Annotated in this window: 23 protein-coding genes; 18 read left to right on the forward strand and 5 right to left on the reverse strand. The window is 76.3% G+C overall.

From position 1 onward, the window contains the following. Positions 1-76: 76 nt before the first annotated feature. A complete protein-coding gene (locus ACI79D_RS10385) occupies positions 77-1,180 on the reverse strand; it encodes a DUF3866 family protein (protein ID WP_456918311.1) in 1,104 nt (367 codons plus the stop codon). Between the two features lie 111 nt (positions 1,181-1,291). Here ACI79D_RS10385 and ACI79D_RS10390 point away from each other — a divergent pair, with 111 nt between their 5' ends. The 8 genes from ACI79D_RS10390 (at position 1,292) to ACI79D_RS10425 (ending at position 9,520) form a co-directional block, all read left to right on the forward strand. Beyond that, on the forward strand, positions 1,292-2,272 hold the full coding sequence (locus ACI79D_RS10390) for a helix-turn-helix transcriptional regulator (protein ID WP_456918313.1): 981 nt from the start codon (positions 1,292-1,294) through the stop codon (positions 2,270-2,272). 24 nt (positions 2,273-2,296) lie between these two features. Then, entirely contained in the window at positions 2,297-3,295 is a 999-nt protein-coding gene (locus tag ACI79D_RS10395) for a helix-turn-helix transcriptional regulator (protein ID WP_456918314.1), read from the forward strand. 9 nt (positions 3,296-3,304) lie between these two features. Further along, the gene (locus tag ACI79D_RS10400; RefSeq protein ID WP_456918315.1) at positions 3,305-3,496 is read left to right on the forward strand and encodes a hypothetical protein; all 192 of its coding nucleotides are present in this window, start codon (positions 3,305-3,307) and stop codon (positions 3,494-3,496) included. Between the two features lie 88 nt (positions 3,497-3,584). Next, positions 3,585-3,896, forward strand: coding sequence for a Sec-independent protein translocase subunit TatA (gene tatA, locus ACI79D_RS10405; protein WP_456907174.1), 312 nt, complete (start codon positions 3,585-3,587; stop codon positions 3,894-3,896). Positions 3,897-3,942: 46 nt separating this feature from the next. Then, on the forward strand, positions 3,943-4,887 hold the full coding sequence (gene tatC, locus ACI79D_RS10410; protein ID WP_456918316.1) for a twin-arginine translocase subunit TatC: 945 nt from the start codon (positions 3,943-3,945) through the stop codon (positions 4,885-4,887). Positions 4,888-5,014: 127 nt separating this feature from the next. Further along, positions 5,015-5,902: a diacylglycerol/lipid kinase family protein gene (locus tag ACI79D_RS10415; protein WP_456918317.1), complete on the forward strand. Its 888-nt coding sequence runs from the start codon at positions 5,015-5,017 to the stop codon at positions 5,900-5,902. A gap of 9 nt (positions 5,903-5,911) precedes the next feature. Continuing rightward, positions 5,912-8,758 carry a DEAD/DEAH box helicase gene (locus ACI79D_RS10420; protein WP_456918318.1) on the forward strand — a complete coding sequence of 949 codons (2,847 nt, stop codon included), beginning with the start codon at positions 5,912-5,914 and terminating at the stop codon, positions 8,756-8,758. 150 nt (positions 8,759-8,908) lie between these two features. Beyond that, positions 8,909-9,520: a DUF4333 domain-containing protein gene (locus tag ACI79D_RS10425; RefSeq protein WP_456918319.1), complete on the forward strand. Its 612-nt coding sequence runs from the start codon at positions 8,909-8,911 to the stop codon at positions 9,518-9,520. Here the strand turns inward: ACI79D_RS10425 and ACI79D_RS10430 are convergent. After that, complete coding sequence (locus ACI79D_RS10430) at positions 9,517-10,434, reverse strand: 5'-3' exonuclease (RefSeq protein ID WP_456918463.1); 918 nt, start codon at positions 10,432-10,434, stop codon at positions 9,517-9,519. The two genes, ACI79D_RS10425 and ACI79D_RS10430, sit on opposite strands and share 4 nt — an antisense overlap. 66 nt (positions 10,435-10,500) lie before the next feature. Between ACI79D_RS10430 and ACI79D_RS10435 the strand changes: the two genes are divergently transcribed. The 3 genes from ACI79D_RS10435 to ACI79D_RS10445 are packed head-to-tail and all read left to right on the forward strand — an operon-like array spanning position 10,501 to position 13,777. Continuing rightward, a complete protein-coding gene (locus tag ACI79D_RS10435) occupies positions 10,501-11,646 on the forward strand; it encodes a M24 family metallopeptidase (protein ID WP_456918320.1) in 1,146 nt (381 codons plus the stop codon). Next, positions 11,621-12,118 (forward strand): Lrp/AsnC family transcriptional regulator, encoded by a 498-nt coding sequence (locus ACI79D_RS10440; RefSeq protein ID WP_456918321.1) that lies wholly within the window; start codon positions 11,621-11,623, stop codon positions 12,116-12,118. The genes ACI79D_RS10435 and ACI79D_RS10440 overlap by 26 nt, the downstream gene beginning before the upstream one ends. A 51-nt stretch (positions 12,119-12,169) precedes the next feature. Then, complete coding sequence (locus tag ACI79D_RS10445; protein ID WP_456918322.1) at positions 12,170-13,777, forward strand: Rv2578c family radical SAM protein; 1,608 nt, start codon at positions 12,170-12,172, stop codon at positions 13,775-13,777. 7 nt (positions 13,778-13,784) lie between these two features. On the opposite strand, the gene ACI79D_RS10450 is transcribed toward ACI79D_RS10445, so the two are convergent. Next, entirely contained in the window at positions 13,785-14,630 is an 846-nt protein-coding gene (locus ACI79D_RS10450) for a hypothetical protein (protein WP_456918323.1), read from the reverse strand. A gap of 247 nt (positions 14,631-14,877) precedes the next feature. On the opposite strand from ACI79D_RS10450, the gene ACI79D_RS10455 reads away from it, so the two are divergent. Both ACI79D_RS10455 and ACI79D_RS10460 read left to right on the forward strand, forming a co-directional pair. Then, positions 14,878-16,059: a glutamate--cysteine ligase gene (locus ACI79D_RS10455; RefSeq protein WP_456918325.1), complete on the forward strand. Its 1,182-nt coding sequence runs from the start codon at positions 14,878-14,880 to the stop codon at positions 16,057-16,059. Between the two features lie 53 nt (positions 16,060-16,112). Then, positions 16,113-16,985, forward strand: a complete 873-nt coding sequence (locus ACI79D_RS10460) for a lysophospholipid acyltransferase family protein (protein ID WP_456918327.1) — start codon at positions 16,113-16,115, stop codon at positions 16,983-16,985. Between the two features lie 98 nt (positions 16,986-17,083). On the opposite strand, the gene ACI79D_RS10465 is transcribed toward ACI79D_RS10460, so the two are convergent. Both ACI79D_RS10465 and ACI79D_RS10470 read right to left on the reverse strand, forming a co-directional pair. Beyond that, on the reverse strand, positions 17,084-17,608 hold the full coding sequence (locus ACI79D_RS10465; RefSeq protein ID WP_456918328.1) for a GNAT family N-acetyltransferase: 525 nt from the start codon (positions 17,606-17,608) through the stop codon (positions 17,084-17,086). 66 nt (positions 17,609-17,674) lie between these two features. Next, positions 17,675-19,087 carry a KamA family radical SAM protein gene (locus ACI79D_RS10470; RefSeq protein WP_456918329.1) on the reverse strand — a complete coding sequence of 471 codons (1,413 nt, stop codon included), beginning with the start codon at positions 19,085-19,087 and terminating at the stop codon, positions 17,675-17,677. A 99-nt stretch (positions 19,088-19,186) separates the two neighbouring features. Here ACI79D_RS10470 and kdd point away from each other — a divergent pair, with 99 nt between their 5' ends. The 5 genes from kdd (at position 19,187) to kal (ending at position 24,524) form a co-directional block, all read left to right on the forward strand. Next, positions 19,187-20,215 carry an L-erythro-3,5-diaminohexanoate dehydrogenase gene (kdd, locus tag ACI79D_RS10475; RefSeq protein WP_456918330.1) on the forward strand — a complete coding sequence of 343 codons (1,029 nt, stop codon included), beginning with the start codon at positions 19,187-19,189 and terminating at the stop codon, positions 20,213-20,215. Beyond that, positions 20,212-21,726 carry an amidohydrolase gene (locus ACI79D_RS10480; protein WP_456918331.1) on the forward strand — a complete coding sequence of 505 codons (1,515 nt, stop codon included), beginning with the start codon at positions 20,212-20,214 and terminating at the stop codon, positions 21,724-21,726. Before kdd ends, ACI79D_RS10480 begins: the two co-directional genes overlap by 4 nt. A 77-nt stretch (positions 21,727-21,803) precedes the next feature. Then, positions 21,804-23,387, forward strand: a complete 1,584-nt coding sequence (kamD, locus tag ACI79D_RS10485; RefSeq protein WP_456918332.1) for a lysine 5,6-aminomutase subunit alpha — start codon at positions 21,804-21,806, stop codon at positions 23,385-23,387. Next, positions 23,380-24,129 carry a lysine 5,6-aminomutase subunit beta gene (gene kamE / locus ACI79D_RS10490; protein ID WP_456918333.1) on the forward strand — a complete coding sequence of 250 codons (750 nt, stop codon included), beginning with the start codon at positions 23,380-23,382 and terminating at the stop codon, positions 24,127-24,129. Before kamD ends, kamE begins: the two co-directional genes overlap by 8 nt. After that, positions 24,126-24,524 (forward strand): 3-aminobutyryl-CoA ammonia lyase, encoded by a 399-nt coding sequence (gene kal, locus ACI79D_RS10495; RefSeq protein ID WP_456918334.1) that lies wholly within the window; start codon positions 24,126-24,128, stop codon positions 24,522-24,524. The genes kamE and kal overlap by 4 nt, the downstream gene beginning before the upstream one ends. Positions 24,525-24,847: the final 323 nt, after the last annotated feature.

Here is a 24,847-nt window from a genome sequence, read left to right on the forward strand (position 1 = left end):
ATTATGAGGTGGAGTCTGTGGGGGGGGCGCGCCCGGCCCCCCGCCGCCCCCCCCCCCCCCCCCCCCCCCCCGCCGCTCACTCGTCCACCGGCACCTGCAGCGCGGCGTAGCGGCCGGCGGCGGCCGCGGCGAGGAAGTAGGCGCGCTCCTCGGGCCAGCCGCGGCCCATGGTCGACAGCGGCACCGGGGAGAGGCCGAGCGCCTCCTCCAGCCCGTCGACGTCCATCCACACGACCGGGTTGCGCTCGGGCTGGCCGGCGAGGTCCTCCTCGACCTGCCCGCCCAGCTCCGACCCGAGCCCGCGCGGCGCCACCAGGGTCACCCCGGCCAGGGCCACCCGCCCGAACGCGGTCAGCGAGTGGTGGGAGACGCCGCGGTGCCGCGGCCGCAGGTCGGCGTCGGAGATGCGCAGCGCGCCGACCGCCGTGCCCCCGAGCACGGACACCGCGTTGCACGCCTCGCCGGCGGCCACCCCGGAGAAGCCCCAGGGGGTCCCGGTGCCGAGGTTGCCCGGGCCCTGCGTCACGATCGCCACGTCGGCGCCGAGCACGTGCCTGGCCGCGAGCAGCCCGGTGTGCAGGGTGACCGCCTCGACGTCCCCGCCGAAGGCCTGGCCCACGGTGACCGTCCCGGCCAGTGACGGCGTCAGCGCCGAGAGCGTGCGGGAGAACCCGGCGACCAGCGCCCCGCCGTCGGTCATGACGTAGGCGACCTTCAGGTCCGGGTCGGTGGCCAGGACGCCGATCAGCACCGCGGGCAACGCCGAGTGCAGGTCCGCGACGACCACGGGCATGCCCCCGAGGTCCTCGGCCTCGGCGATGGTCTCGTGGGACCCGGTCTCCTGCTCGTCGACGCCCTGCACGGTCACCTGCATCGGCGTGTACCGGGCCTTGACCAGGTGCCCGGGGCCGGCCGGGTCCGGCGGCAGCCGGTCGGGGACGGCGACGACCAGGGCGTACCCGCCGGTGCCGAGGCGCTGCGCCCAGGCGGTGGTGTTGAGCAGTACCGCGTCCCCGACCTCGGGCACGCCGACCAGCGACGGGTGTGCCAGCGCCCGCACCTCACCGTCCTCCGGGACCTGCACGGTGAGCTCCTGGGCGTCCCGCCAGGACCGCCCCAGCGCGGTCACCGTGCCGCGTCGCCACCGGATCCGCTGCTGCGTCGAAGTCGCTTCCCCCACGCGGGCAGGCTAGTCAGCCCGCTCGCAGGTCGCCGTGCTGGTCGAGCCCGTCCGGCCGCGGTGCACTCCGCCCGCCCTCCCGCCCCGGCGGACCATGACTAGCCTGGGCGCGTGGCGGCGAAGCGGGCGGAGCGGCTGGTCAACCTGGTCATCGCCCTGCTCGGGACCAGGCAGTACGTGACCGCGGCGCGGATCCGGGCCACCGTGCCCGGCTACGAGCCCGACGACGGCACCGCCCGCGCCGACGAGGCGTTCAAGCGGATGTTCGAGCGGGACAAGGCCGAGCTGCGCGAGATGGGCGTGCCGCTGGAGACCGGCCGCACCAGCGTCTTCGACACCGAGGACGGCTACCGCATCGCCCGCGCCGACTACGAGCTGCCCGAGATCACCCTCACCGGCGAGGAGGCCGCCGCGGTCGGCCTGGCGCTGCGGCTGTGGGAGTCCGCGCAGCTGGCGGGTGCGGCGCAGAGCGCGCTGGTCAAGCTCAAGGCCGCCGGGGTGGACGTCGACACCGGCCGGGCCCTGCCGCTGCGGCCGCGGCTGGACTCCGACGAGCCGGCCTTCGAGCCCTGCTACGCCGCCGCCCGCGACCGGCGGGCGCTGGAGTTCGACTACCGCCGGCCCGACGAGGACGCCCCGACCCGCCGGCACGTGCAGCCGTGGGGCGTGGTGGCCTGGCACGGCCGCTGGTACCTCGGCGGGCTCGACCTCGACCGGCGGGCGCCGCGGGTGTTCCGGCTCTCCCGGGTGGTGGGCACGCCGCGGGCGGTCGGCCCGGCCGGCGCCTTCGAGCCGCCGGAGGACGTCGACCTGGCGGCGATGGTGGCCGGGCAGTTCGGCGGGGAGGAGCAGCTGGTGGTGGTGCGGGCGCGGCCCGGCGCGGCGATCGGGCTGCGCCGGCACGCGGTGCCGCTCGGGCCGGCGGAGGGCGGCGGCGGCGAGGACTGGGACCGGCTGCAGCTGAGCACCACCGAGCCGATGCGGCTGGCCGGCGAGCTCGCCGCCTACGGCGCCGACGTGGTGGTGGAGGCGCCCGCCGAGGTGCGGCGGGCCGTCGTCGAGCGGCTGACCCGGCTGGCGGCGATGGCATGAGGGCGATGGCATGAGGACGGTGGCATGACCAGCGCGCCGACGACGACGGAGCGGATGACCCGGCTGCTGTCCCTCGTCCCGTACCTCACCGCCCGGCCCGAGGGCGTGCCGCTGGCCGAGGTGGCCCGCGACTTCGGCGTCCCGGAGCGGCAGCTGCGCCGCGACCTGGAGCTGCTGTGGATGTGCGGCCTGCCCGGCTACGGCCCCGGCGACCTCATCGACCTGGCCTTCGAGGGCGACCGGGTGCGGGTCACCTTCACCGCGGGCATGGTCCGGCCGCTGCGGCTGACCACCGACGAGGCGGTCGCCCTCGTCGTGGCGCTGCGGACGCTGCTGGAGCTGCCCGGCCTGGCCGAGCAGGAGGCGGTCAGCCGGGCGCTGGCCAAGGTGTCGGCGGCCGCCGGACACGCCGGTGAGCGGGTCACCCCGGTGGCGCTGTCGGTCGACGCCCGCGAGCAGGCGCTCGCCGTCGTCCGGGAGGGGCTGGAGCGCAAGCGGGCGCTGCACCTGCACTACTACGTGCCCACCCGCGACGAGCGGACCGAGCGCGTCGTCGACCCGCTGCGGCTGCTGCTGGTCGACGGCCGCTGGTACCTGGAGGCGTGGTCGCGGGAGGTCGCGGGCGTCCGGCTGTTCCGCCTGGACCGCATCGACGACGTCGAGATCCTCGACGAGCCCGCCGCGCCGCCGCCGGACGTGCACCTGCGCGACGTCGACGCCGGCCTGTACCAGCCCGAGCCCGGGTCGCCGGTGGTCCGTCTGCGGCTGGCCCGCAACGCCCGCTGGGTGGCCGAGTACTACCCGGTCGAGGACGTGCGGGAGGTCGACGACCCGCCGGGCGGGCTGGTGGTCGCCGTCCGGACGGCGGACGTCGCCTGGGCCCGGCGGCTGGTGGCCAGCCTCGGCGGCGCGGCGACCGTCGACGAGCCCGCCGAGCTGGCCGCGCAGGTCGCCGCCGACGCCCGCGCCGCGCTCGGCCGGTACGCAGCCGACGCACAGCCGGCTCCCGGCGACGGCGGATAGGGTCGCCGCGTGCTGCTCGTCGTCTGGATCGCCGCCGCCGTGCTGGCCGTCGTCGTCCTCGGGATCCTCGCGTACGGCCTCCTCGGGGCGCTGCGGCGGTTCGGCCGCGAGGTCGCCGCCCTCCAGGCCGAGCTACAGCCGGTGCTCACCGAGGTGCAGGCCACCGCGGCGCGCGCCGGGGACGTCGCCGGCCGCGGCTGAATTCCCGGCGACCCCCCGGTTGCGGGGGAGGCGGAGGCCGGATCCGCACGTAGCATCGTGCCTGCCACCTGTGAACCTGGAGGACGACATGGCCGGACTCGGCCCCCTGGAGATCGGCCTGATCATCCTGGCCATCCTGCTGCTCTTCGGCTACAAGAAGCTGCCGGACGCCTCGCGCTCGCTGGGCCGCTCGCTGCGCATCTTCAAGGGCGAGATGAAGGGCATGAAGGACGACGACGTCCGCACCAAGGACGCCGCCCGCACCACCCCGGTGCGCGGCGAGGTGCTGCCGCCGGCCGGCCCCGACGCCACCGCCCTCGAGGCCGAGGCGCGGGCCGCCGAGGCCCGGGCCGCCGAGCTGCGGGCCCGCGCCGCGCAGCAGAGCGACACCTCCCGCTGACCCCTCCGGCACCACGATGAGCGAGCAGGGGCTGCACCGTCCCCGCGTGCGGCGACGCCGTCGCCGCACGCGGGACCCCGAGGCGACCATGTCGCTCATCGCGCACCTCACCGAGCTGCGCAACCGGATCGCCAAGGCGCTGCTGGCGCTGCTGCTGGCGTCCGCGTTCGCCTTCTGGTGGTACGGGCACGGCCTGGGGGACTTCATCCGCGCGCCGTACTGCGGGCTGCCCGGCAACCTGCGCTTCGGGCAGGGTGCCGACGACGCCTGCGGGCTGCTGATCACCGACGTCTTCGGCGGGGTCTTCATCCGGCTCAAGGTCAGCCTGCTGGCCGGCGCGGTGCTGTCGGCGCCGGTGTGGCTCTACCAGCTGTGGGCGTTCATCACCCCGGGCCTCAGGCGCAACGAGAAGCGGTACGGGATCACCTTCGTCGCGGTGTCGACGACGCTGTTCGCCCTCGGCGCGGTGCTGGCCTACGTCTCGCTGTCCGCGGGATTGGAGCTGCTGCTGAGCCTGGCCGGCGACGGCGTGGTGGTGGCGCTGACCGCGCAGGACTACATCGGCTTCGTGCTCTCCCTGCTGGTCGCCTTCGGGGTCAGCTTCGAGGTGCCGCTGGTCGCCGTCGCGCTCAACCTGGTCGGCGTCCTGTCCTACGAGGTGCTGCGCAAGAGCCGGCGGTGGATCTTCTTCCTCACCATCGTGTTCGCCGCGTTCGTCACGCCCACCCAGGACCCGTTCACCATGCTCCTGATGGCCGGGCCGATGATCGTGCTGTTCGAGGCGGCGATCCAGATCGCCCGCTTCGTCGACCGGCGGCGGGCCAAGCGGGCGGCGGCCGAGCACTTCCACGACCTCGGCGACGACGAGGCCTCCCCGCTGGACGCGAGCCCGTCGCGGCTCGACGCCGCGCCCACGCCGTTCGACGACCTGCAGCGCGCCGACGACGCCAACGCGCCGGTCGACGGTCCGGGCGCCCGCTCCCGCGGCTGAGAAGGGGCCCTTGCCCCCCACCGGGGAAGGACCCCGTCCCTCGCACGCTCGGGGCGAGCCTCCGGACGGGGCCGCGGCGGGGCCCTGCAAGGGGGCCGGTGATGCCACCCCAGACGTCGCCGTCCTGGTGAGCCCGGCGGCCGGGCGGGGCCGCGCCCGCGTGGCCACCGCCGCCGTGCTCGACGCGCTGCGCGCAGGCGGGCTGTCCCCGGCGGTGCTGCCGGCCACCACCCGCGCGGCCGCCGAGCAGCAGGCCGCCGCCGCGGTCGCCGCGGGCACGGCGGCGGTGGTGGCCGTCGGCGGGGACGGCGCGGCGCACGCGGCCCTGCAGGCGGTGGCGGGCACGCCGACCCCGCTGGCCGTCGTCCCGGCGGGGACGGGCAACGACCTCGCGCTGGCCCTCGGCACGCCGCGCGACCCGGTCGCCGCGGCGCGGGCCGCCGCCGAGGACCTGCGCGGCGGGCGGGTGCGCGCCCTCGACGCCGGGCGCACCGGCGGCCGGTGGTGGGCCACCGTGCTGTGCTGCGGCTTCGACTCGGCGGTGACCGCCCGGGCCGAGCGGTTGCGGTGGCCGCGCGGGCCGCGCCGCTACGACGTGGCGATCCTGGCCGAGCTGGCCCGGCTGCGCCCCCGCGAGCTGACCGTCGTCCTCGACGGCGCCGCGCGCACCCTGCCGGTCACGCTGGTCGCCGTCGGCAACACGCCCTGGTACGGCGGGGGCATGCGGGTGTGCCCGGGCGCCGACCCCGCCGACGGGGCCTTCGACGTCACCGTCGTCGGCCCGGTCAGCCGGCGCCAGCTGGTGGCCACCCGGCCGCGGCTGACCGCCGGCACCCACGTCGAGCACCCGGCCGTCAGCGTGCACCGGGCCGCCCGGGTGGAGCTGGCGGGGGAGGGGCTGACCACCTACGCCGACGGCGAGCCGGTCGCCCCGCTGCCCGCGGTGAGCACCTGCGTGCCGGGTGCGCTGACCGTCGTCGGGACCGACCGAGCCGAGGTCGTGCCCTCGGCCTAACGTGGAGTCATGTCCAGCCCCGCTGAGCGGTACGCGGCTGCCCGGCGGCGCAGCGCCCACCCCACGCTGGCCGACTTCACCGCCGACCTGGGGTTCTCCCTCGACCCGTTCCAGGTGGAGGCCTGCGAGGCCCTCGACGAGGGTGCGGGGGTGCTGGTCTGCGCGCCGACCGGGGCGGGCAAGACCGTCGTCGGCGAGTTCGCCGTCCACAAGGCGCTGGCCGAGGGGCGCAAGGCGTTCTACACGACGCCGATCAAGGCGCTGTCCAACCAGAAGTACAACGACCTGGTCGAGCGCTACGGCGAGGCGAAGGTCGGCCTGCTCACCGGCGACAACGCCATCAACGGCGACGCCCCCGTGGTCGTGATGACCACCGAGGTGCTGCGCAACATGCTCTACGCGGAGTCCCCGGCGATCGACGGCCTCGGCTACGTCGTCATGGACGAGGTGCACTACCTGGCCGACCGCTTCCGCGGCGCGGTCTGGGAGGAGGTGATCATCCACCTCCCGCAGTCGGTGACCCTGGTGTCGCTGTCGGCCACGGTGAGCAACGCCGAGGAGTTCGCCGACTGGCTGGTCACCGTCCGCGGCCACACGAAGGTCGTGGTCAGCGAGGTCCGGCCGATCCCGCTGTGGCAGCACATGCTGGTCGGCAACCGGGTGTTCGACCTGTTCAGCCTGCGCCCGGCCGCGCACGCCGCCGAGCAGGGCGAGACCCCGCGCGGGCTGTCCACCCGGGAGCGCGGCGCCAGCGTCGTCGACCCCGAACTGGTGCGCTACGTGCGCGAGCACGAGCGGCGGCTGGACAGCTGGGGCGGCGGGAACGGGGGCTCCCGCCGGGACCGCGACTGGCACAAGCCGCGCTACCGGCCACCGGCCCGCCCGGACGTCATCGAGCGGCTGGACCGCGCCGGCCTGCTGCCGGCGATCACGTTCGTGTTCAGCCGCAACGGCTGCGACGCCGCCGTCGACCAGTGCCTGCGCGCGGGGCTGCGGCTCACCGACGAGCGGGAGCGCTCGGAGATCGCCGCGATCATCGACGAGCGCACCGGCTCGCTGCCCGAGGAGGACCTGCACGTCCTGGGCTTCTGGGAGTGGCGGGAGGGCCTGCTGGCCGGTCTCGCCGCCCACCACGCCGGCCTGGTCCCGGCGTTCAAGGAGACCGTCGAGGAGTGCTTCGTCCGCGGCCTGGTCAAGGCCGTCTTCGCCACCGAGACCCTGGCCCTGGGCATCAACATGCCCGCGCGCACCGTCGTCCTCGAGCGGCTGGTCAAGTGGAACGGCGAGGCGCACGTCGACGTCACGCCGGGGGAGTACACCCAGCTCACCGGGCGCGCGGGCCGCCGCGGCATCGACGTCGAGGGGCACGCGGTGGTCGTGTGGGCCCCGGGCATGGACCCGTCGGTGGTGGCCGGGCTGGCCTCCACCCGCACCTATCCGCTGCGCTCGTCGTTCCGGCCCAGTTACAACATGGCCGTCAACCTGGTCGGCTCGTTCGGCCGGGCCCGCGCCCGCGAGCTGCTGGCCTCCTCCTTCGCCCAGTTCCAGGCCGACCGCTCGGTGGTGGGGCTGGCCCGCGCGGCCGCCCGGCACGAGACGGACGCCGAGCGCTGGGCCGCCGAGATGCACAGCGAGGGCGGCGACGTGGGGGAGTACGCCGCGCTGCGGCAGCAGATCTCCGAGCGGGAGAAGGAGCTCTCCCGCGACTCGCAGGCCAAGCGCCGGATGGAGGCCGCCGACGCCCTGGCCGCGCTGCGTCCGGGCGACGTCATCCGGGTCCCGTCCGGACGGCGGCAGGGCCTGGCCGTCGTCCTCGACCCCGGCATCACCGACCTCGCCGAGCCGCGCCCGCTGGTGCTCACCGAGGACAAGTGGGCCGGGCGGCTGGGCACCGTCGACTTCCCGACGCCGGTGACCGCGCTGGCCCGGGTCCGGGTGCCGAAGAACTTCAACCACCGCAGCCCGCACGCCCGCCGCGACCTCGCCGCCACCCTGCGCAATGCCCGCGTGGAGAACGACCTCGGCGCCCGGCGGGTCAAGGCGCGCTCGGCGGCCGCCGACGACCCGGTGCTCGATGACCTGCGCCGTGCGCTGCGCAACCACCCGGTGCACGGGCTGCCCGACCGGGAGGAGCGGGTGCGCGCCGCCGAGCGCTGGCTGCGCGCCGTCCGGGAGGCCGAGGCCACCCACCGGAAGATGGCCGAGCGCACCGGCTCGCTGACCCGGCAGTTCGACCGCACCTGCGACGTCCTCGAGGAGCTGGGGTACCTGGTGCCGGAGGTGGCGCCGCTGGTCCCGGCCGACACCGACGCCGTCCCGGCGACCGACGACGTCCCGGTGGTCACCGACGACGGCAGGCGGCTGGCCCGCATCTGGTCGGAGGCCGACCTGCTGGTCGCCGAGTGCCTGCGGGCGGGGGTCTGGCGCGGCCTGACCCCGGCGGAGCTGGCCGCCGCGGTGTCCACGCTGGTGTTCGAGGCGCGGCGGGACATCCCCGGCCAGCCGGCGATCCCGGCCGGCAAGGTCGCCGCGGCGATCGGGGAGATGCGCCGCATCCGGTCGCGGTTGCAGGACGTCGAGCTCGACCACGGCGTGCCGGCCAGTCGCGACCTCGACCTCGGGTTCGCCTGGGCCGCCTACCGGTGGGCCGACGGGCAGAGCCTCGACCGCGTTCTGGCCGGCGCCGAACAGGCCGGCACCGAGCTCTCCGGCGGGGACTTCGTGCGCTGGGCGCGGCAGCTGATCGACCTGCTCGACCAGCTGGCCAAGAGCGCCGACGAGACGGTGGCCGCCACGTCCCGCAAGGCGGTGGACCGGGTGCGCCGCGGCGTGGTCGCGGTCGCCGTGGGTGGCTGAGGGCGAGCCCGCCGGCAGCTGAGGGGGATCCCGCCCCCCCACGGCTCGCGGGTCGCGGCGCGGCCACCGTCGGGCGACGCGCTGTGTGCACAATTCCCCCGCTCGGGAACGCGCAGTCCCGGGGCGGCGACCGGAGGAGCAGGAGCGACGATGACCAACCCCCCGCCGGGCGGCGGCCAGCCGGGGCCCTACGGCCCGCCCGGTCCGTACGGGCAGCAGCCGGGCCAGTACGGCGGCTACGGCGCCCCCGCGCCCGGCGGCTACGGCGGTCAGCAGCCCCCTCCCTACGGTCAGCAGCCCCCGGGCCAGTACGGGCCGCCCGGATACGGCGCTCCGCAGCACGGCCAGCCCGGCTACGGCGGCCCGCAGTACGGCCAGCCCGGCCCGTACGGGCAGCAGCCCTACGGCCAGCCCGGCTACGGGCCGGGGCAGCCGCCGTACGGGGCGGCGCCGCCGAAGAAGTCGCACGCCCGCCTCTACCTCGGCCTGGTGGCGCTGGTCGCCCTGCTGGTCCTGGCCGTGGTCCTCTCCCGGCTCCTCGGCACCGCGGTCCTGGACCGGTCGGCCGTCGAGCGCGACGTCGCCGCGCAGTTCGAGCAGGTCAACGGCGTCGCGCTGGACCTCACCTGCGACGACGAGATGGTCGTGGAGGAGGGCGCCACCTACGAGTGCACCGGCACCACCTCCGACGGCGAGGAGGTCACCCTCCGGATCGCCGTCACCGACGAGGCCACCGCCGCCTACACCTGGGAAGAGGTCTAGGGGAGGACGTCGGCCGGCCAGCCCAGCGCGGCGCCCAGCCGCTTGAGCGAGGAGCCGATCCCGTGCGCCTCGGCTAGTCCGGCTAGCGCCGCGGGGTCGGCCGGCCGCCGGGGCAGCGCGTCCTGCAGCGGCGGCAGGTCGATGTCCCGGGCGACGGCGACCACGACCGGCGCCGCGTCGAGGTAGGCCGACCCGGCGTGCAGCTTCTTGAGCACCGCGGCGGTCAGCGGCGCCTTGGCGACGACGGTGCGCGCCGCGGCCGCCCGGATCCCGGCCAGGTCGCCGAACTCGCAGATCAGCGCCGCGGCGGTCTTGGCGCCAACGCCGGCCACGCCGGGCAGCCCGTCGCTGGGGTCCCCGCGCAGCACGGCGAAGTCGGCGTAGGCGCGGCCGGGGATGCCGTACTTGGCGGTCACCGCCGCCTCGTCGACGCACTCGATGTCGGCGATGCCCCGCGCGGTGTAGAGCACCCGCACCTGCCGCGCGTCGTCCACCAGCTGGAACAGGTCGCGGTCCCCGGTGACCACGTCGACCGGGCCCTCCGCGCGGGTGGCCAGCGTGCCGATGACGTCGTCGGCCTCGTAGCCGGGCGCCCCGACCCGCGCGATCCCGGCCGCGGCGAGCACCTCCACCAGCACCGGCACCTGCGGGCCCAGCTCGTCGGGCGTCTCCTCGCCGCCGTCCGCGGCCACCCGGTGCGCCTTGTAGGAGGGCAGCGCCTCGACCCGGAAGGCCGGCCGCCAGTCGTCGTCCCAGCAGGCCACCAGCCGCTCGGGGGCGTGGGCGGTGGCCAGCCGGGCGGTCATGTCCAGGAACCCGCGGACGGCGTTGACCGGGCGCCCGTCCGGGGAGGTCACGCTGGTCGGCACCCCGTAGAAGGCCCGGAAGTAGAGGCTGGCCGCGTCGAGCAGCATGGTCGTCACGACCCGGCACGGTAACTGTCAGGAACGCTCCCGGTGCTCGTGGATAGTCTCCCGACCGTGCCCCCCTCGAACCCGTCCGGGCCGCTGGTGACCGTCGACCGCGTGCACACCGCGCGGGAGGTCGCCGCCGAGCTCGGGATCGACCTGCTCGTGCTGACGCCGGGCTCGGACCTGCGCTACCTGTGCGGGTACCACGCCCACGCGATGGAGCGGCTCACCGCCCTGGTGGTGCCCCGCCGCGAGGAGCCCTTCCTCGTCGTGCCCCGGCTGGAGGCGCCGATGGTCGACGCCGGCCCGGCCGGCGGCCTGGGCCTGGAGGTCCTGGCCTGGGACGAGACCGACGACCCGTTCGGCCTGCTGGCGCGGACGGTCACCGCCCGGCTGGGCGCGGCCCCCGCCCGCGTCGCGGTCGGCGCGCGGACCTGGGCCGAGCACGCCCTGGGCGTGCAGCGGGCGCTGCCCGGCGCGGCGCTGGAGCTGGCCGCCCCGGTCGTCGACCGGCTGCGCATGGTCAAGACGCCGGCGGAGGTCGCCGAGCTGGCCGCGGCCGGCGCCGCGATCGACCGGGTGCACGCGCGGATGGGGGAGTGGCTGCGGGTCGGACGCACCGAGGCGGAGGTCGGTGCCGACATCGCCGCGGCCATCCTCGCCGAGGGGCACGTCGGCGTGGACTTCACCATCGTCGGCTCGGGGCCCAACGGCGCCAGCCCGCACCACGAGCTCTCCGACCGGGTGGTGGCCGACGGCGACCTGGTCGTGGTCGACATCGGCGGGGAGACCGCCACCGGCTACCGGTCGGACTGCACCCGCACCTACGCGGTCGGCCGGGCGCCGGGCGCCGAGGTCGCCGAGTGGTACGGGGTGCTGCAGCAGGCGCAGGCCGCCGCGACCGCCGCCGTCCGCCCGGGGGTGACCGCCGAGCAGGTCGACGCCGCCGCCCGCGACGTCATCGCCGCCGCCGGCTGGGGGGAGCACTTCATCCACCGGACCGGCCACGGCATCGGCCTGGACACCCACGAGGCCCCCTACATCGTCGCCGGCAACGACCTGCCGCTGGCGCCGGGGATGGCGTTCTCGGTGGAGCCGGGCATCTACCTCGCCGGCCGCTGCGGCGCCCGCATCGAGGACATCGTCGTCTGCACCGAGGACGGCGTCACGACGCTCAACGAGGGCCCGCGTGACCTCGTCACCCTCGCCGGCTGACGGCGGCGGCCCCGCCGCCGGCCCGCCCACCCCGTCGGCCGACGTCGACCGGGCGCTGCTGGCCGCCCTCGCCCGGGACGGCCGGGCCAGCTACACCGAGCTGGCCGAACGGGTCGGGCTGTCGGTCTCGGCGGTGCACCAGCGGGTGCGCCGGCTGGAGCAGCGCGGGCTCATCACCGGCTACCACGCCAAGATCGACGCCCGGTCGCTGGGGCTGGGGCTGACCGCGTTCGTCTCCATCACGCCGATCGACGTCGCCCAGCCCGACGACGCGCCCTCCCGGCTGGCCCACCTGACCGAGATCGAGGCCTGCCACTCGGTGGCCGGGGTGGAGAGCTACATCCTCAAGGTGCGGGTGCCCTCGCCCGACGCGCTGGAGGTGCTGCTGCACAAGATCCGGCTGGCGGCGAACGTGACCACGCGCACGACGGTGGTGCTGTCCACGTTCTATGAGGACCGCCCGCCGCTGTAGGGCCCGCGCGCCCACTGGACACGGCTTCGAACGCGTGTTCGGATGGGGGTCATGCGGTGGGACGCCCAGCGGCTGGATGCCCCGGAGGTGGGCGCGCTGCCCGGGATGCCCACGACGCGGGGCCTGCTGCGCAGCGTGCAGGTGCCGGAGTTCCCGGGCGTGACCTTCCACGAGGTGCGCAGCAGGAGCGCCCTCAACCAGGTGCCCGGCCCCTCGGCCATGCCGTTCCGCTGGACGATCAACCCCTACCGCGGCTGCACGCACGCGTGCGTGTACTGCGTGGCCGGCGACACGCTCGTCCTGCTGGCCGACGGCCGGCAGGCCCCGATCGCCGACCTGCGGGTGGGGGATCGGATCGTCGGGACCGAGCTGCGCGACGGCGTCCGGCGCTTCGTGACCACGGAGGTCCTGGCGCACTGGCCGACGGTGGAGCCGGCCTCCCGGGTGCGGCTGGCCGACGGGACCGAGCTGGTCGCCAGCGGTGACCACCGCTTCCTCACCGGCCGCGGCTGGCGGCACGTCACCGCCGGCGGGGAGCGGCGCCCGGCGCTCACCACCGAGGACTTCCTGCAGGGCCCCGGCCGCGCCCTCGACCTGGTCGGCGCCGCGGCCGGGCGCGCCGGTGCCCGGGACCTGCCCACGTCCGGCCTGGTCGGCACCGCGGTCGCGGGCGGCCCGGACCTGCGGGTGACGGCGGTCGAGGACCTCGGGCGGGAGATGCCGATGGTCGACATCACCACCGGCACCGGGGACTTCGTGGCCAACGGGGTGGTCAGCCACAACTGCTTCGCCCGCGGGACCCACCAGTGGCTGGAGCTGGACACCGGGACCGACTTCGACACGCAGGTGGTGGTGAAGACCAACCTGGTCGACGTGCTGCGCCGCGAGCTGGGGCGCGCCTCGTGGCGCCGGGAGCACGTGGCGCTGGGCACCAACACCGACCCCTACCAGCGGGCCGAGGGGCGCTACCGGCTCATGCCCGGGGTGATCGCGGCGCTGGCCGGCTCCGGCACGCCGTTCTCCATCCTGACGAAGGGCACGCTGCTGCGGCGGGACCTGCCGCAGCTGGCCGCCGCGGCCCGCGACGTGCCGATCGGCCTGGGCGTGTCGATGGCCATCTGGGACGACGCGCTGCACGCCTCGCTGGAGCCGGGGGCGCCCAGCCCGCGGGCGCGGCTGGAGCTGATCCGGGCGATCGCCGACGCCGGCCTGTCCTGCGGGGTCTTCCTCGCGCCGGTGCTGCCGGGGCTGACCGACCGGCTGGCCGACCTCGACGCGGCGCTGCGGGCTATCGCCGAGGCCGGCGCCAGCGGGGTCACCGTCGTCCCGCTGCACCTGCGCCCGGGGGCGCGCGAGTGGTTCTCCGCCTGGCTGGCCCGCGAGCACCCCCAGCTGGTGCCGCGCTACCAGCAGCTCTACCGGCGCGGGGCCACGGTCGACCCGGAGTACCGGCGCTGGCTGGCCGGGCGGGTGGCGCCCCTGCTGATGCGCTACGGCCTGGACCGGCAGGCCGGGGGAGCGGCCCGCGGAGTGGACGGCGCGCCGGGCGGGATCCCCGGGGATGCCGACAGCGACTTCCCGGCCGGCAGCCTGCCCGGCGCCGTCCCGCCGCGGCCGGCCGCGGCGGCCCCGGCCGCGGAGCAGCTGGCGCTGATCTGAGCGCCGGTCAGCCGGCCAGCCGGGCGGCCCGGGAGACGCTGCGCAGCGCGCGGACCGCGCCGCGGGGGCTCACCGGGGCGGCGCCGGCGGCCAGCGCCAGCCGCCGGTAGGAGTCGTAGGACAGCGTCAGGTACGCCGCGGCCAGCTCCTCGGCCCAGGCCCGCCGCGCCGGCGGCGCGGTCAGCCGCAGGGCGTGCCCGGTGCGGACGGCGTGCTTGGCGAAGGTCACCTGCAGCGCCTGGGTCGACAGCTGCCCGCCCACCGCCGAGGCCAGGCCGGGGCCGCGGCGCAGCGCGGGCAGCACCCACGGGCTGTCGGCGAGGGCGGGGAAGCGGGACCGGCGGGCCTCCCACGCGTGCCAGGCGGTCAGCGCGCCGGGCACCGACCACTCACCGTCCTCGGTGCGCACCACCAGCCGCCGTGCGGTCGGGTGCACCTGGTCGCGCCGCAGTGCGCGGAACTGCCCGACGGTGGCGGGCCAGTGCAGGGCCAGGGCGCACCAGGCGACCGTGCGCAGGTGCTCCGGGTCGTCGCCGCGGATCTCGCGGAGCGGCCGCAGCTCCAGGGTCGGCGGCTCGGGCTCGGGGGTGGGCACCGAGGGCAGCGCGATGCCGCCGTAGCGGGCGACCTTGCTGTAGAGGGCCACCGTCGCGGGCTTCCAGCCCCGGGCCGCGGCGATCGGGTCCAGCCCGTCCTCCGCCAGCTGGTCGGGCCCCAGGCCCAGCTCGAGCGCGGCCTCGGCCAGCCGGCGCCACTGCACCTCGTAGCCCTCCGGCGGCCGGATCCGGCGCCAGGCGCGGGCCGGGGGAGGAGCCGGCATCTGCGGCAGCGCGGGCTGCCAAGCACCCGTCATGATCGAACTCTACCGTTATCCCCAACGAAAAAGCGATCCGATTTCGTGGGCTCTTGCCGACGCCGGGTGCCGGCGCCTGCGGCGCCGGAGCAGCGATCGCGCGAGGTCGGGTGGGGAGTGCCCCACGGGGTGGAGCACCCGCAGGGGTGCTCATCTCTCTGGATGTGTCTTGGGCATAACGGGGATGGATCCGTCGGTTCGTCGCTCTCGGCGCGCGCTCCCGGCCGCCGGTGGTGATCATGTTCGGGTGCGCACCGTGGGCGTGGAGGAAGAGCTGCTCGTCGTCGACCCCAGCGGCCGGCCCGTGCCGCTGGGGCCCGCCGCGCTCGAGGTCGCCGCCCGGCGGGGCGAGGGCGAGACCGTCGCCGAGCACGACCGGGCCGACCGGGACCGCGAGGACCGGCGGCCCCGCGATGATGCCCGATCCGACGCCGGGGACGACGGCGACCCGCGGGGACAGCTCGTGCCCGAGCTCAAGGCCCAGCAGCTGGAGTTCGCCACGCGGGTGTGCACCGGGCTGGCCGACGTCTCCGCCGACCTGCGCCACTGGCGCCGCCGGGCCGACGCCGCGGCGCGGGGAGTGGGCGCGCGCGTGGCGGCCCTGGCCAGCTCCCCGGTCGACGTCGAGCCGGTCACCACGCCGGGGCGGCGCTACGCGGCGATGACCGACACCTTCGGGCTGACCGCCGTCGAGCTGCTCAGCTGCGGCTGCCACGTGCACGTCGCGGTGGACGGCGACGAGGAGGGCGTCGCCGTCCTCAACCGGATCCGCGGCTGGCTGCCCGTGCTCACCGCGATGAGCGCCAACTCGCCGTTCTGGCTGGGCCGGGACAGCGGCCACGCCAGCTTCCGCTCGCAGGCCTGGAACCGCTGGCCCTCCTCGGGGCCCACCGAGCTGTTCGCCGACGCCGGCGCCTACCACCGGCTGATCGAGGAGCTGGTCGCGACCGGCACCATCGTCGACACCGGGATGGTCTACTTCGACGCCCGCCTGTCCGAGCGGTGGCCGACGGTCGAGGTGCGCGTCGCCGACGTCCCGCTCCGCGCCGAGGACACCGTCACCCTGGCCGGCCTGGTCCGCGGCCTGGTGGAGACCGCCGCCCGGGAGTGGCGCGCCGGGGTGCCCTCGGCCGCCGTCCGCAGCGAGCTGATCCGCGTCGCCGCCTGGCGGGCCGGCCGCTCCGGGCTGGCCGGGGACCTCGTGCACCCGGTCACCGGCCGCCCCGCGCCGGCCGCCGACGTCGTCCGGGCCCTCGTCGACCACGTCCGGCCCGCCCTCACCGACGCCGGCGACGCCGACCGGGTGGAGGCCGGCGTCGCCGCCCTCCTGTCCCGCGGCACCGGGGCGGACCTGCAGCGCCGGGTGCACCGGGAGACCGGCGACCTCGCCGCCGTCGTACGCGCCGCCGTGGAGGTCACCCAGGACTGAGCCGGGCACACGGCACCGGCGCGGCCCCCGGGACCGCCCGTTATCGTCCCGCCATGGACACCGCCCGCTGGCGTGACGTCGTCCGCCCGGATCTGCCCGGGCCACACCCCGGCCGGCGGGATCGCGCCTACCTGTGGGTCATCCGGCTGGTCCTGCTCGTCTTCCGGCTGCTGCGCTTCCGGTTCACCGTGCGCGGCTCCCAGCACGTGCCGACCAGCGGCGGCGCGATCGTCTGCAGCAACCACGTCAGCTACCTGGACTTCACCTTCCTCGGGCTGGCCGCGCTGCCGCAGCGGCGGCTGGTGCGGTTCATGGCCAAGGAGTCGGTCTTCGCCTCCCGGCTCTCCGGGCCGCTCATGCGGGCCATGCACCACATCCCGGTCGACCGCCGGGCCGGCACGGCCGCCTTCGAGTCAGCCGTGCGCGCGCTCAAGGACGGCGAGGTCGTCGGGATCTTCCCCGAGGCGACGATCAGCAGCAGCTTCGTGGTCAAGGCCCTCAAGGCCGGCGCGGCCCGCATGGCGATCGACGCCGGCGTGCCGGTCATCCCGGCGGCCGTCTGGGGTGGCCAGCGGATCGCCACCAAGAAGCAGGGGGTCCACCTCAGGCGGGACGTCGCGATCACCGTCGTCCTCGGCGAGCCGCTGGTCCCGCAGCCGGGGGAGAAGACCCAGCAGCTGCTCCGCCGGATCCGGGCGGCCATGGAGGAGCTGGTCGACGAGGCCCAGCGGACCTATCCCCAGCAGCCGGCCGGGCCCGACGACCGCTGGTGGCTGCCGGCGCACCTGGGCGGCACCGCGCCGACCCCGGAGGAGGCGGTGGCGCTCGACCACCATGACGTGCGCGGCCTCAAGCCGAAGGTGCACCGCCCGCACCCGCTGGCCCGCCTCCGGGCCCGGCTCGCCCGCCGCCGCGCCTCCCGCTGAGCGCGCCCGGCCGCCCTACTCCACGATCACGATGGTCGACTTCCGCGCCCCGGTCCGCTCCTCGCTCGCTGGCGCTCGCTGCGATGCTCCCGGGGCTGTCAGTCGACGACCGGCGGGGCCATCAGCCGGAACACCTCCAGCTCGACGTCGTACCAGCGGCGCATCCGGCCCAGCGGCTGCATGCCCAGCCGCCGGCACACCGCCAGGGACGGCGTGTTGCCCGGCCGCACGACCGCGTAGACCTCCGGCACGCCGGCGGCGAAGGCGTGGTCGATGACCGCCCGCGCGGCCTCGGTGGCGTACCCGTGCCCCCAGCAGTCCGGGTGCAGGTGCCAGCCCACCTCCACCTCGCCGACGCCCTCGGGGAGCGGCTTGAGCAGCACCGTGCCGGCCACCCGCCCGGACGCGGCGACCTCGACCGCCCACACCCCGAACCGCGCGTCGGCGCACACCGCCGCCCAGCGCGCCACGAGCTCGACCGGCGTGAGGGACGGCGTCCCGCCCAGCCAGCGGGTGACCTCGTCGCGGCCGTACAGGTCGGTCAGCCGGGCCAGGTCGTCGCGGCGGGTGGTCCACGGCCGCAGCCGCAGGCGAGGGGTGCACCACTCCCCGCCGTCGCTCACCCGCTCTGCCTACCGCCGGGCACGGGCGCCGGCCACCCGGAGCCGGCCCGTCCCGGGGGTCCTGCTTCAGTCGGTCAGCGAGGCCTCCCGGGAGGCGGCCGCGGCCACGTCGGCGGCCTCGCTCCACCCGTCCGCCCACACCCCGCGGGCCCGCCACCAGGCCCGCCCGCTCTCGGGCAGCGTGGCGATCGGGTCGTAGTAGGTGTAGCGGCGGTCGAGGGCGTCCTCGTCGGCCCGCTCGATGCCGGTGCGGTAGTTCTTCGTCCAGTAGCTGATCCCGCGCTCGCGGTCGTACTCGGCGACCTGGTGCACCCAGCGCTTGCCGACGTAGGGGACGTCGCAGACGATCCGCGGCGTCGCGAAGCCGGGCAGGTAACCCATGATGTCGTGCTGCAGGATCTGCGCCTCGGCCAGCGACACCCGCCAGTGCTCGGCGCTGGGCACCATGTCGCACATGTAGAAGTAGTAGGGCGTGATGCCGGCCCCGTCGAGCAGCGCGAAGCACAGGTCCAGCAGGGCCGGCGCGGTGGCGTTCACCCCGCGCAGCAGCACGCCCTGGTTGCGCACGTCGCGCACCCCCGCCTCGAGCATCGCCCGGGCCGCCTCGGCCACCAGCGGCGTCACCTGCTGCGCGGCGTTGACGTGGGTGTGCACGGCCAGCGCCACGCCGCGGTCCCGCGCCGTGCGGGCCAGCCGGGTCATGCCCGCGACGACGTCGTCCTGGAGCCAGTGCTGCGGCAGCCCCATCAGCGCCTTGGACGCCAGCCGGATGTCGCGCACCGACTCGATCTCCAGCAGGCCGGAGACGAACGCCTCGAGGGTCCGGAACGGCAGGTTGGCCACGTCCCCGCCGGAGACGACGACGTCGCGGACGCCGGGGGTGGCCCGCAGGTACTCCAGCATGGCGGCGTGCCGGTCGACCGGCTTGCGGGCGAACCGCAGCTTGGCGACGGCGGGGGTGGAGTTGCCCACCAGGTCCATCCGGGTGCAGTGGCCGCAGTACTGCGGGCAGGTCGGCAGCAGCTCGGCGAGCACCTTGGTCGGATAGCGGTGGGTGAGCCCCTCGACGGCCCACATCTCGTGCTCGTGCAGCGAGTCGCGGGCCGCGTACGGGTGGCTGGCCGCGGCCCCAGCCAGCCGGTCGGAGGCGACCGGCAGCATGTAACGGCGCACCGGGTCGGCGCGCAGCGCCGCGGCGTCCGGCACCGCGTCGGGGACCATCGTGTTGAGCATCTGCGGCGGCAGCAGCAGCGACATCGTCGCCCGGCCGGCCTGGTCGGCCTCGACGTCGGCGTAGAAGGCGTCGTCGAGCAGGTCGCCGTAGACGCCGTGCAGCTGACGGACGTTCTTCACGCAGTGCGCCCGCTGCCACTGGGCGCTGCGCCACTCGGCCTCGGACACCCCGGCGAAGCCCGGCAGGCGACGCCAGTCTGGCTCGGTGAGCTCCCGGGCGGTGTACTCGTACGGCTGCTCCAGCACGGCCGGTACCTCGCTTTCTCCGCTGTCCGAGGGACTGTACGGGAAGAACTTCGGTCTGCAGCACGGTTCACGCTAGGTTCTCCGGTGATGGACGTGTACATGGCGACAGACGTGGCCCGCACACTCGGGGCCCACCGGGTGCTGGCGCCGCCCGGCGTGCTGCCCCAGGCCGCGGACCGCCTGGACCCCGACCCGGCGATCGGCCCCGACGAGGTGCGCGTGGCGGTGCAGCGGCTGAACCTCGACGCGGCGTCGTTCCGGCAGCTGTCGGAGGCCTGCGGCGGGGACGGCGCGGCGGTCCGGGCGGCCGTCCTGGAGATCGCCGCCACCCGCGGCAAGGTGCAGAACCCGGTCACCGGCTCCGGCGGGATGCTGCTCGGCGTCGTCGACGCGGTGGGGGAGGCCTCCCCGCTGGGGCTGCGCGTGGGGGACCGGGTGGCCACGCTGGTCTCGCTGACCCTCACCCCGCTGCGGATCACCGACGGCCTGGCCGGCTGGGACGGGCGCTCCGAGCAGGTCCCGGCCGCCGGGACGGCGATCCTGTTCGCCCGCTCGATCGCCGCCGTCCTGCCCGACGACCTGTCCGACGCGGTGTCCCTCGCGCTGCTCGACGTGTGCGGGGCCCCGGCGGCCACCGCCCGGGTGGTCGGGCGGACGGGCGCGCGGTCGGTCGTCGTCCTCGGAGCGGCGGGCAAGTCCGGCTGCCTGAGCCTGGCCGCCGCCCGGGCCGCGGGCGCCACCGAGCTGACCGGCGTGGTGCGCGACGAGCGCGAGGCCGCGGCGCTTTCCGCGGCCGGCCTGGCCGACCGGGTCGTCGTCGCCGACGCCACCGACCCGCTCGCGGTCGCCGCGGCCGCCGGCACCCCGGCGGAGGTCACCGTCGTCTGCGTCGACGCGCCGGGCGCCGAGCACGGGGCGGTCCTCGCGACGGCCGACGGCGGCACCGTGGTCTTCTTCTCCATGGCGACGTCCTTCGCGCGGGCGGCGCTCGGAGCGGAGGGGATGGCGGCCGACGTGACCATGCTGATCGGGAACGGCTACACGCCGGGGCACGCCGCCCTGGCCCTGGACCTCTACCGGTCCACCCCGGGCGTGCGGGCCCTGATCGACCCCCGGGTGAGCGCATGAGCCTGCTCGTCACCGACGTGACCGTCGGCGACCGGCCCGGCCGGGCGGTGCGCGTGCAGGACGGCCGGATCGCCTGGCTCGGCGACGCCCCCGACGCCGCGCCCGCCGACCGGGTGCTGCCGGGGGAGGGGGCGCTGCTCACGCCGGCGTTCGTCGACGCGCACGTGCACGCCACGGCGACCGGACTGGCGCTCTCCGGGCTCGACCTCCACTCGAGCGTGAGCCTGCAGGCGGCCGTCTCGTCCGTCAGTGAGCACGCGGCCACCGCCGCGGACGGGATCCTGCTGGGCACCGGGTGGGACGAGACCACCTGGCCGGAGGGCCGCGGGCTCACCCGGCACGACCTCGACGCCGTCGTCGGCGACCGGCCGGCCTACCTGGCGCGGGTCGACGTCCACTCGGCCACGGTCTCCACCGCGCTGCTGGACCGGGTGCCGGGGATCGCGCAGCTGCCGGGGTTCGCCCCCGACGGGCGGCTGCGGCTGGACGCCCACCACGCCGCGCGGCAGGCCGCTTACGGCGCGGTGGACGCCGGCCAGCGCCGGGCCGCACAGCGCGCCACGCTCGCCGCCGCGGCCGCCCTGGGCATCGGCAGCCTGCACGAGATGGCCGGCCCCGAGGTGTCCGGCGCCGACGACCTCGCCGGGCTCCTCGCGCTGGCCGGCGACACCCCGGGCCCGCGGGTGCTGGGCTACTGGGGCGAGCTCGCCGAGCGCGGCGGCCTGGCCGTCGTCGCCGAGCTGGGCCTGGCCGGCGCCGGGGGAGACCTGTTCTGCGACGGCGCCTTCGGCTCGCACACCGCCGCGCTGAGCGCGCCGTACGCCGACGCGCCCGGCACCGCGGGGGCGCTGCGCTTCCCCACCGCGTCGCTGGTCGACCACGTGCGCGCCTGCACCCTCGCCGGGGTGCAGGCCGGCTTCCACTGCATCGGGGACGCCGCGGTCGCACAGGTGCTCACCGCGGTGGGCGCGGTCGTCGAGGAGCTGGGCCGGGCCGCCGTGCGCGCCTGCCGGCACCGGCTCGAGCACGTGGAGATGGCCGACCCGGCGGCGATCGAGCGGATGCGCGACTGGGGGATGGTCGCCAGCGTCCAGCCCGCCTTCGACGCGGCCTGGGGCGGCCCGTCGGGCATGTACGCCGAGCGGCTCGGAGCGGAGCGGGCGCGGGACTGCAACCCGTTCGCCGACCTGTCCGACGCCGGGGTCGCGCTGGCGATCGGCAGCGACGCGCCGGTCACCCCGCTGGACCCGTGGGGCGGGGTGCACGCGGCGGTCGACCACCGCACGCCGGCCTCGGGCCTGCGGCCGTTCGACGCCTTCGACGCGGCCACCCACGGCGGCTGGCACGCCGCCCGCGCCGAGCACCCCGCGGGCCCGCTGGCCGTCGGCGCGCCCGCGGACCTGGCGCTGTGGGAGACGGCGCAGACCCTCTCCGCCGTCCTCGCCGAGCGGGCCCGCCCGGCCTGCCGTGCCCTGCTGGTCGACGGCGAACCGATCGGAGCGACGCCATGACCGAGGAACGCGACGGTTCCCGGGAGAACCGCCGGTCCAGGGACGCCGGTCTTCCCGGAGACCTGCGGAGGGGACCGGTGCTGGAGCTGGACCCGGTGCTGGTGGCGCGGGCGCGGGAGCTGGCCGTCCGCGCGGCGCAGCCCGTCGTGGACCTCGCCCGGCGGCACACCACCGTCTCCGTGGAGCGGGCGGTGCTACGGCTGGCCGGGCTCACCGGCACCGACCCGGTCACCGGCAACGGGGCGGGGACCGACCGGGTGCCGTGGGTGAACCGGGTGGTGGACGCCGTTCGGGAGCAGGTGGGCCTGGAGTCCGGCGTCGCGCTGCCGGTGTGGCACGCGCTCGCCTCGGGTACCGCGCCGGACCTGCCGGCCCTCGCCGAGCAGGTCGGGGCCGGCACGGCGCGGTTCGAGCTGCCCACCGGCACCGCCGCCGAGCGCGCCCGGGACGCCGCGCGCGCGGCGGTCGCCGCCGGCGTCGCCCGGATCGACGCCAACCGGGCCCGTCGCGACGAGCTCGTCGCCCGGCTGGGCGACCCGCCGCGGCGGCCGTGGATCTACCTGATCGTGGCCACCGGCGACATCTATGAGGACATCCCGCAGGCGCAGGCCGCGGCCCGGGCCGGCGCCGACGTCATCGCGGTCATCCGCTCCACCGGGCAGTCGCTGCTGGACTACGTGCCCGAGGGCGCCACCCGCACCGGCTACGCCGGCACCTACGCCACCCAGGAGAACTTCCGGCTCATGCGGGCCGCGCTGGACGACGTCGGCGCGGAGCTGGGCCGCTACGTCCGGCTCACCAACTACGCGTCCGGCCTGTGCATGCCCGAGATCGCCGTCCTGGCCGGGCTGGAGCGGCTGGACATGATGCTCAACGACGCGATGTACGGGATCCTCTTCCGCGACATCAACCCGCAGCGCACCTTCGTCGACCAGCGGTTCAGCCGGATGGTGCACGCCCGCGCCGGGATCGTCATCAACACCGGCGAGGACAACTACCTCACCACCGCCGACGCCGTCGACGAGGCGCACACCGTCACCGTCAGCCAGCTGCTCAACGAGACCCTGGCCAAGGAGGCCGGCCTCGAGGACTGGCAGCTGGGGCTCGGGCACGCCTTCGAGATCGACCCGGACCGGCGGGAGTCGTTCCGGCTGGAGCTGGCGCACGCGATGCTCGCCCGGGCGCTGTTCCCCGACGCGCCGCTGAAGTGGATGCCGCCGACCAAGCACATGACCGGCGACGTCTTCCGCGGCTACCTGCTCGACGGGTTCTTCAACCTGGCCGGCGCGCTCACCGGCCAGGGCATCCTGCTGGTCGGGATGATGACCGAGGCCGTGGTCACCCCGTGGCTGTCCGACCGGGACCTCGCCCTGCGCAACGTGCGCTACGTCCTGGACGCCGCCGGGGGGCTGACCGAGGACTTCGCGCCCCCGAAGGGTGGCTTCATCGACCGCCGCGCGCACACCGTGCTCACAGAGGCGGTGCAGTTGCTGGAGCGGATCGCCGACGAGGGTCTGCTGGAGGCCATCGCCGACGGCACCTTCGGCATCACCAGGCGGCCGCCGGACCGGGGCAAGGGCCTCGACGGCGTCGTCCGCCTCGGCCCCGAGGCGTACAACCCGGCGCTGGAGCTCCTGGAGCGGGAGGCGACCCGTGCCTGACGAGGGGACCGTGATCCGCCCCTACGGGGACACCACCGGCGACGGGATGGTGCAGCTGTCGTTCACCCTGCCGGTGCCCCCGGGCCCGCGGGCCGACGGCGCCGCCCTGCAGCTGGCGAACAAGATGGGCGTGGACCCGGCGATGGTCGTGCACAGCCACGGGATGGGGGAGGGGTTCACGTTCTTCGTCGTCTACGGCAGCGTGCGGCACCTCGTCGACCTCGACGCGGTGGCCGTGGAGGAGCGCGCCTACCCGCTCCTGACCCCGCCGGAGGTCGACGCCGCGATCCGCACCGGGCTGCGCCGCAAGCTGGTCGTGCTGGGCGCGTGCATCGGCACCGACGCGCACACCGTCGGCATCGACGCGATCCTCAACCTCAAGGGCTTCGCGGGGGAGAAGGGCCTGGAGTACTACCGGGAGCTGGAGGTGGCCAACCTCGGCGCGCAGGTGAGCGTGCCGGAGCTGGTCGCGCGGGCGCGGGCGGCGCGAGCCGACGCCGTCCTGGTCTCCCAGGTGGTCACCCAGCGCGACGCCCACGTGCGCAACACCCGCGAGCTGGCCGCCGCCTTCCGCGAGGCGATGGGGGAGGACCGCCCGCTGCTGGTCGTCGGCGGCCCGCGCTTCGACCCGGCGATAGCCGCCGACCTCGGCGTCGACAAGGTCTTCGGCCGGGGGACGACGCCCGGCGAGGTCGCCAGCTACCTCGTGTCCGCCCTCGTCCCGACCGGAGCCGCCGCATGACCGAGCCCGACCCCCGCCTGGGGCTGACCGTCACCCACCGCCGGTACGTGCCCTACAGCCACGCCCACTACGGCGGGAACCTGGTCGACGGCGCCTACACGCTCGGCCTGTTCGGCGACGTCGCCACCGAGGTGGCGATCGTGCTCGACGGCGACGAGGGGCTGCTGGCCGGGTACTCGGAGGTGCGCTTCCTCGCCCCGGTGCAGGCCGGGGACGTGCTGGAGGCGACCGCCGAGGTGGTGCGGATCGGCCGGCGCAGCCGCGAGTTGCGCTGCACCGCGCGCGTGGTGGCCCGCGCGCAGCCCGAGCGGAGCCCCTCGGCGGCCGCCGTCCTGGACCGGCCAGTGACTGTCGTGGAGGCGACCGCCGCCCTCGTCGTCCCCGGTCCGGCCTGACCGCGCGGGGCTGTCCAGGCGCCACGCCGTAACGAACAGGTCACAGTTCGTCACGAGCCCCTCCGAGGGCGGCGCAGGTGTCGGTGCACTTCTTACAGTGCCTGCAGTTCCACTCCGGGAGCACCGGGCACGTGCCTCCCCGGACCAGTCGTGCGGGCCCTCCGGCCGCGCGGACGTCCCCCGCCGTCCGCAGTCCGGGTCGAGAGCGCCGGCGGCTGCCCGGGGGAGCGCGGTCCGGGCACCCGGCGGGGCCCGCCCGGGTCCGCACCACCAGACAACGGCCCGCCGATCGCCGCCAGCGACCGGCCGGCCGGCCCGAAGGT

The sequence above is a fragment of the Geodermatophilus sp. SYSU D00708 genome (assembly GCF_054050115.1).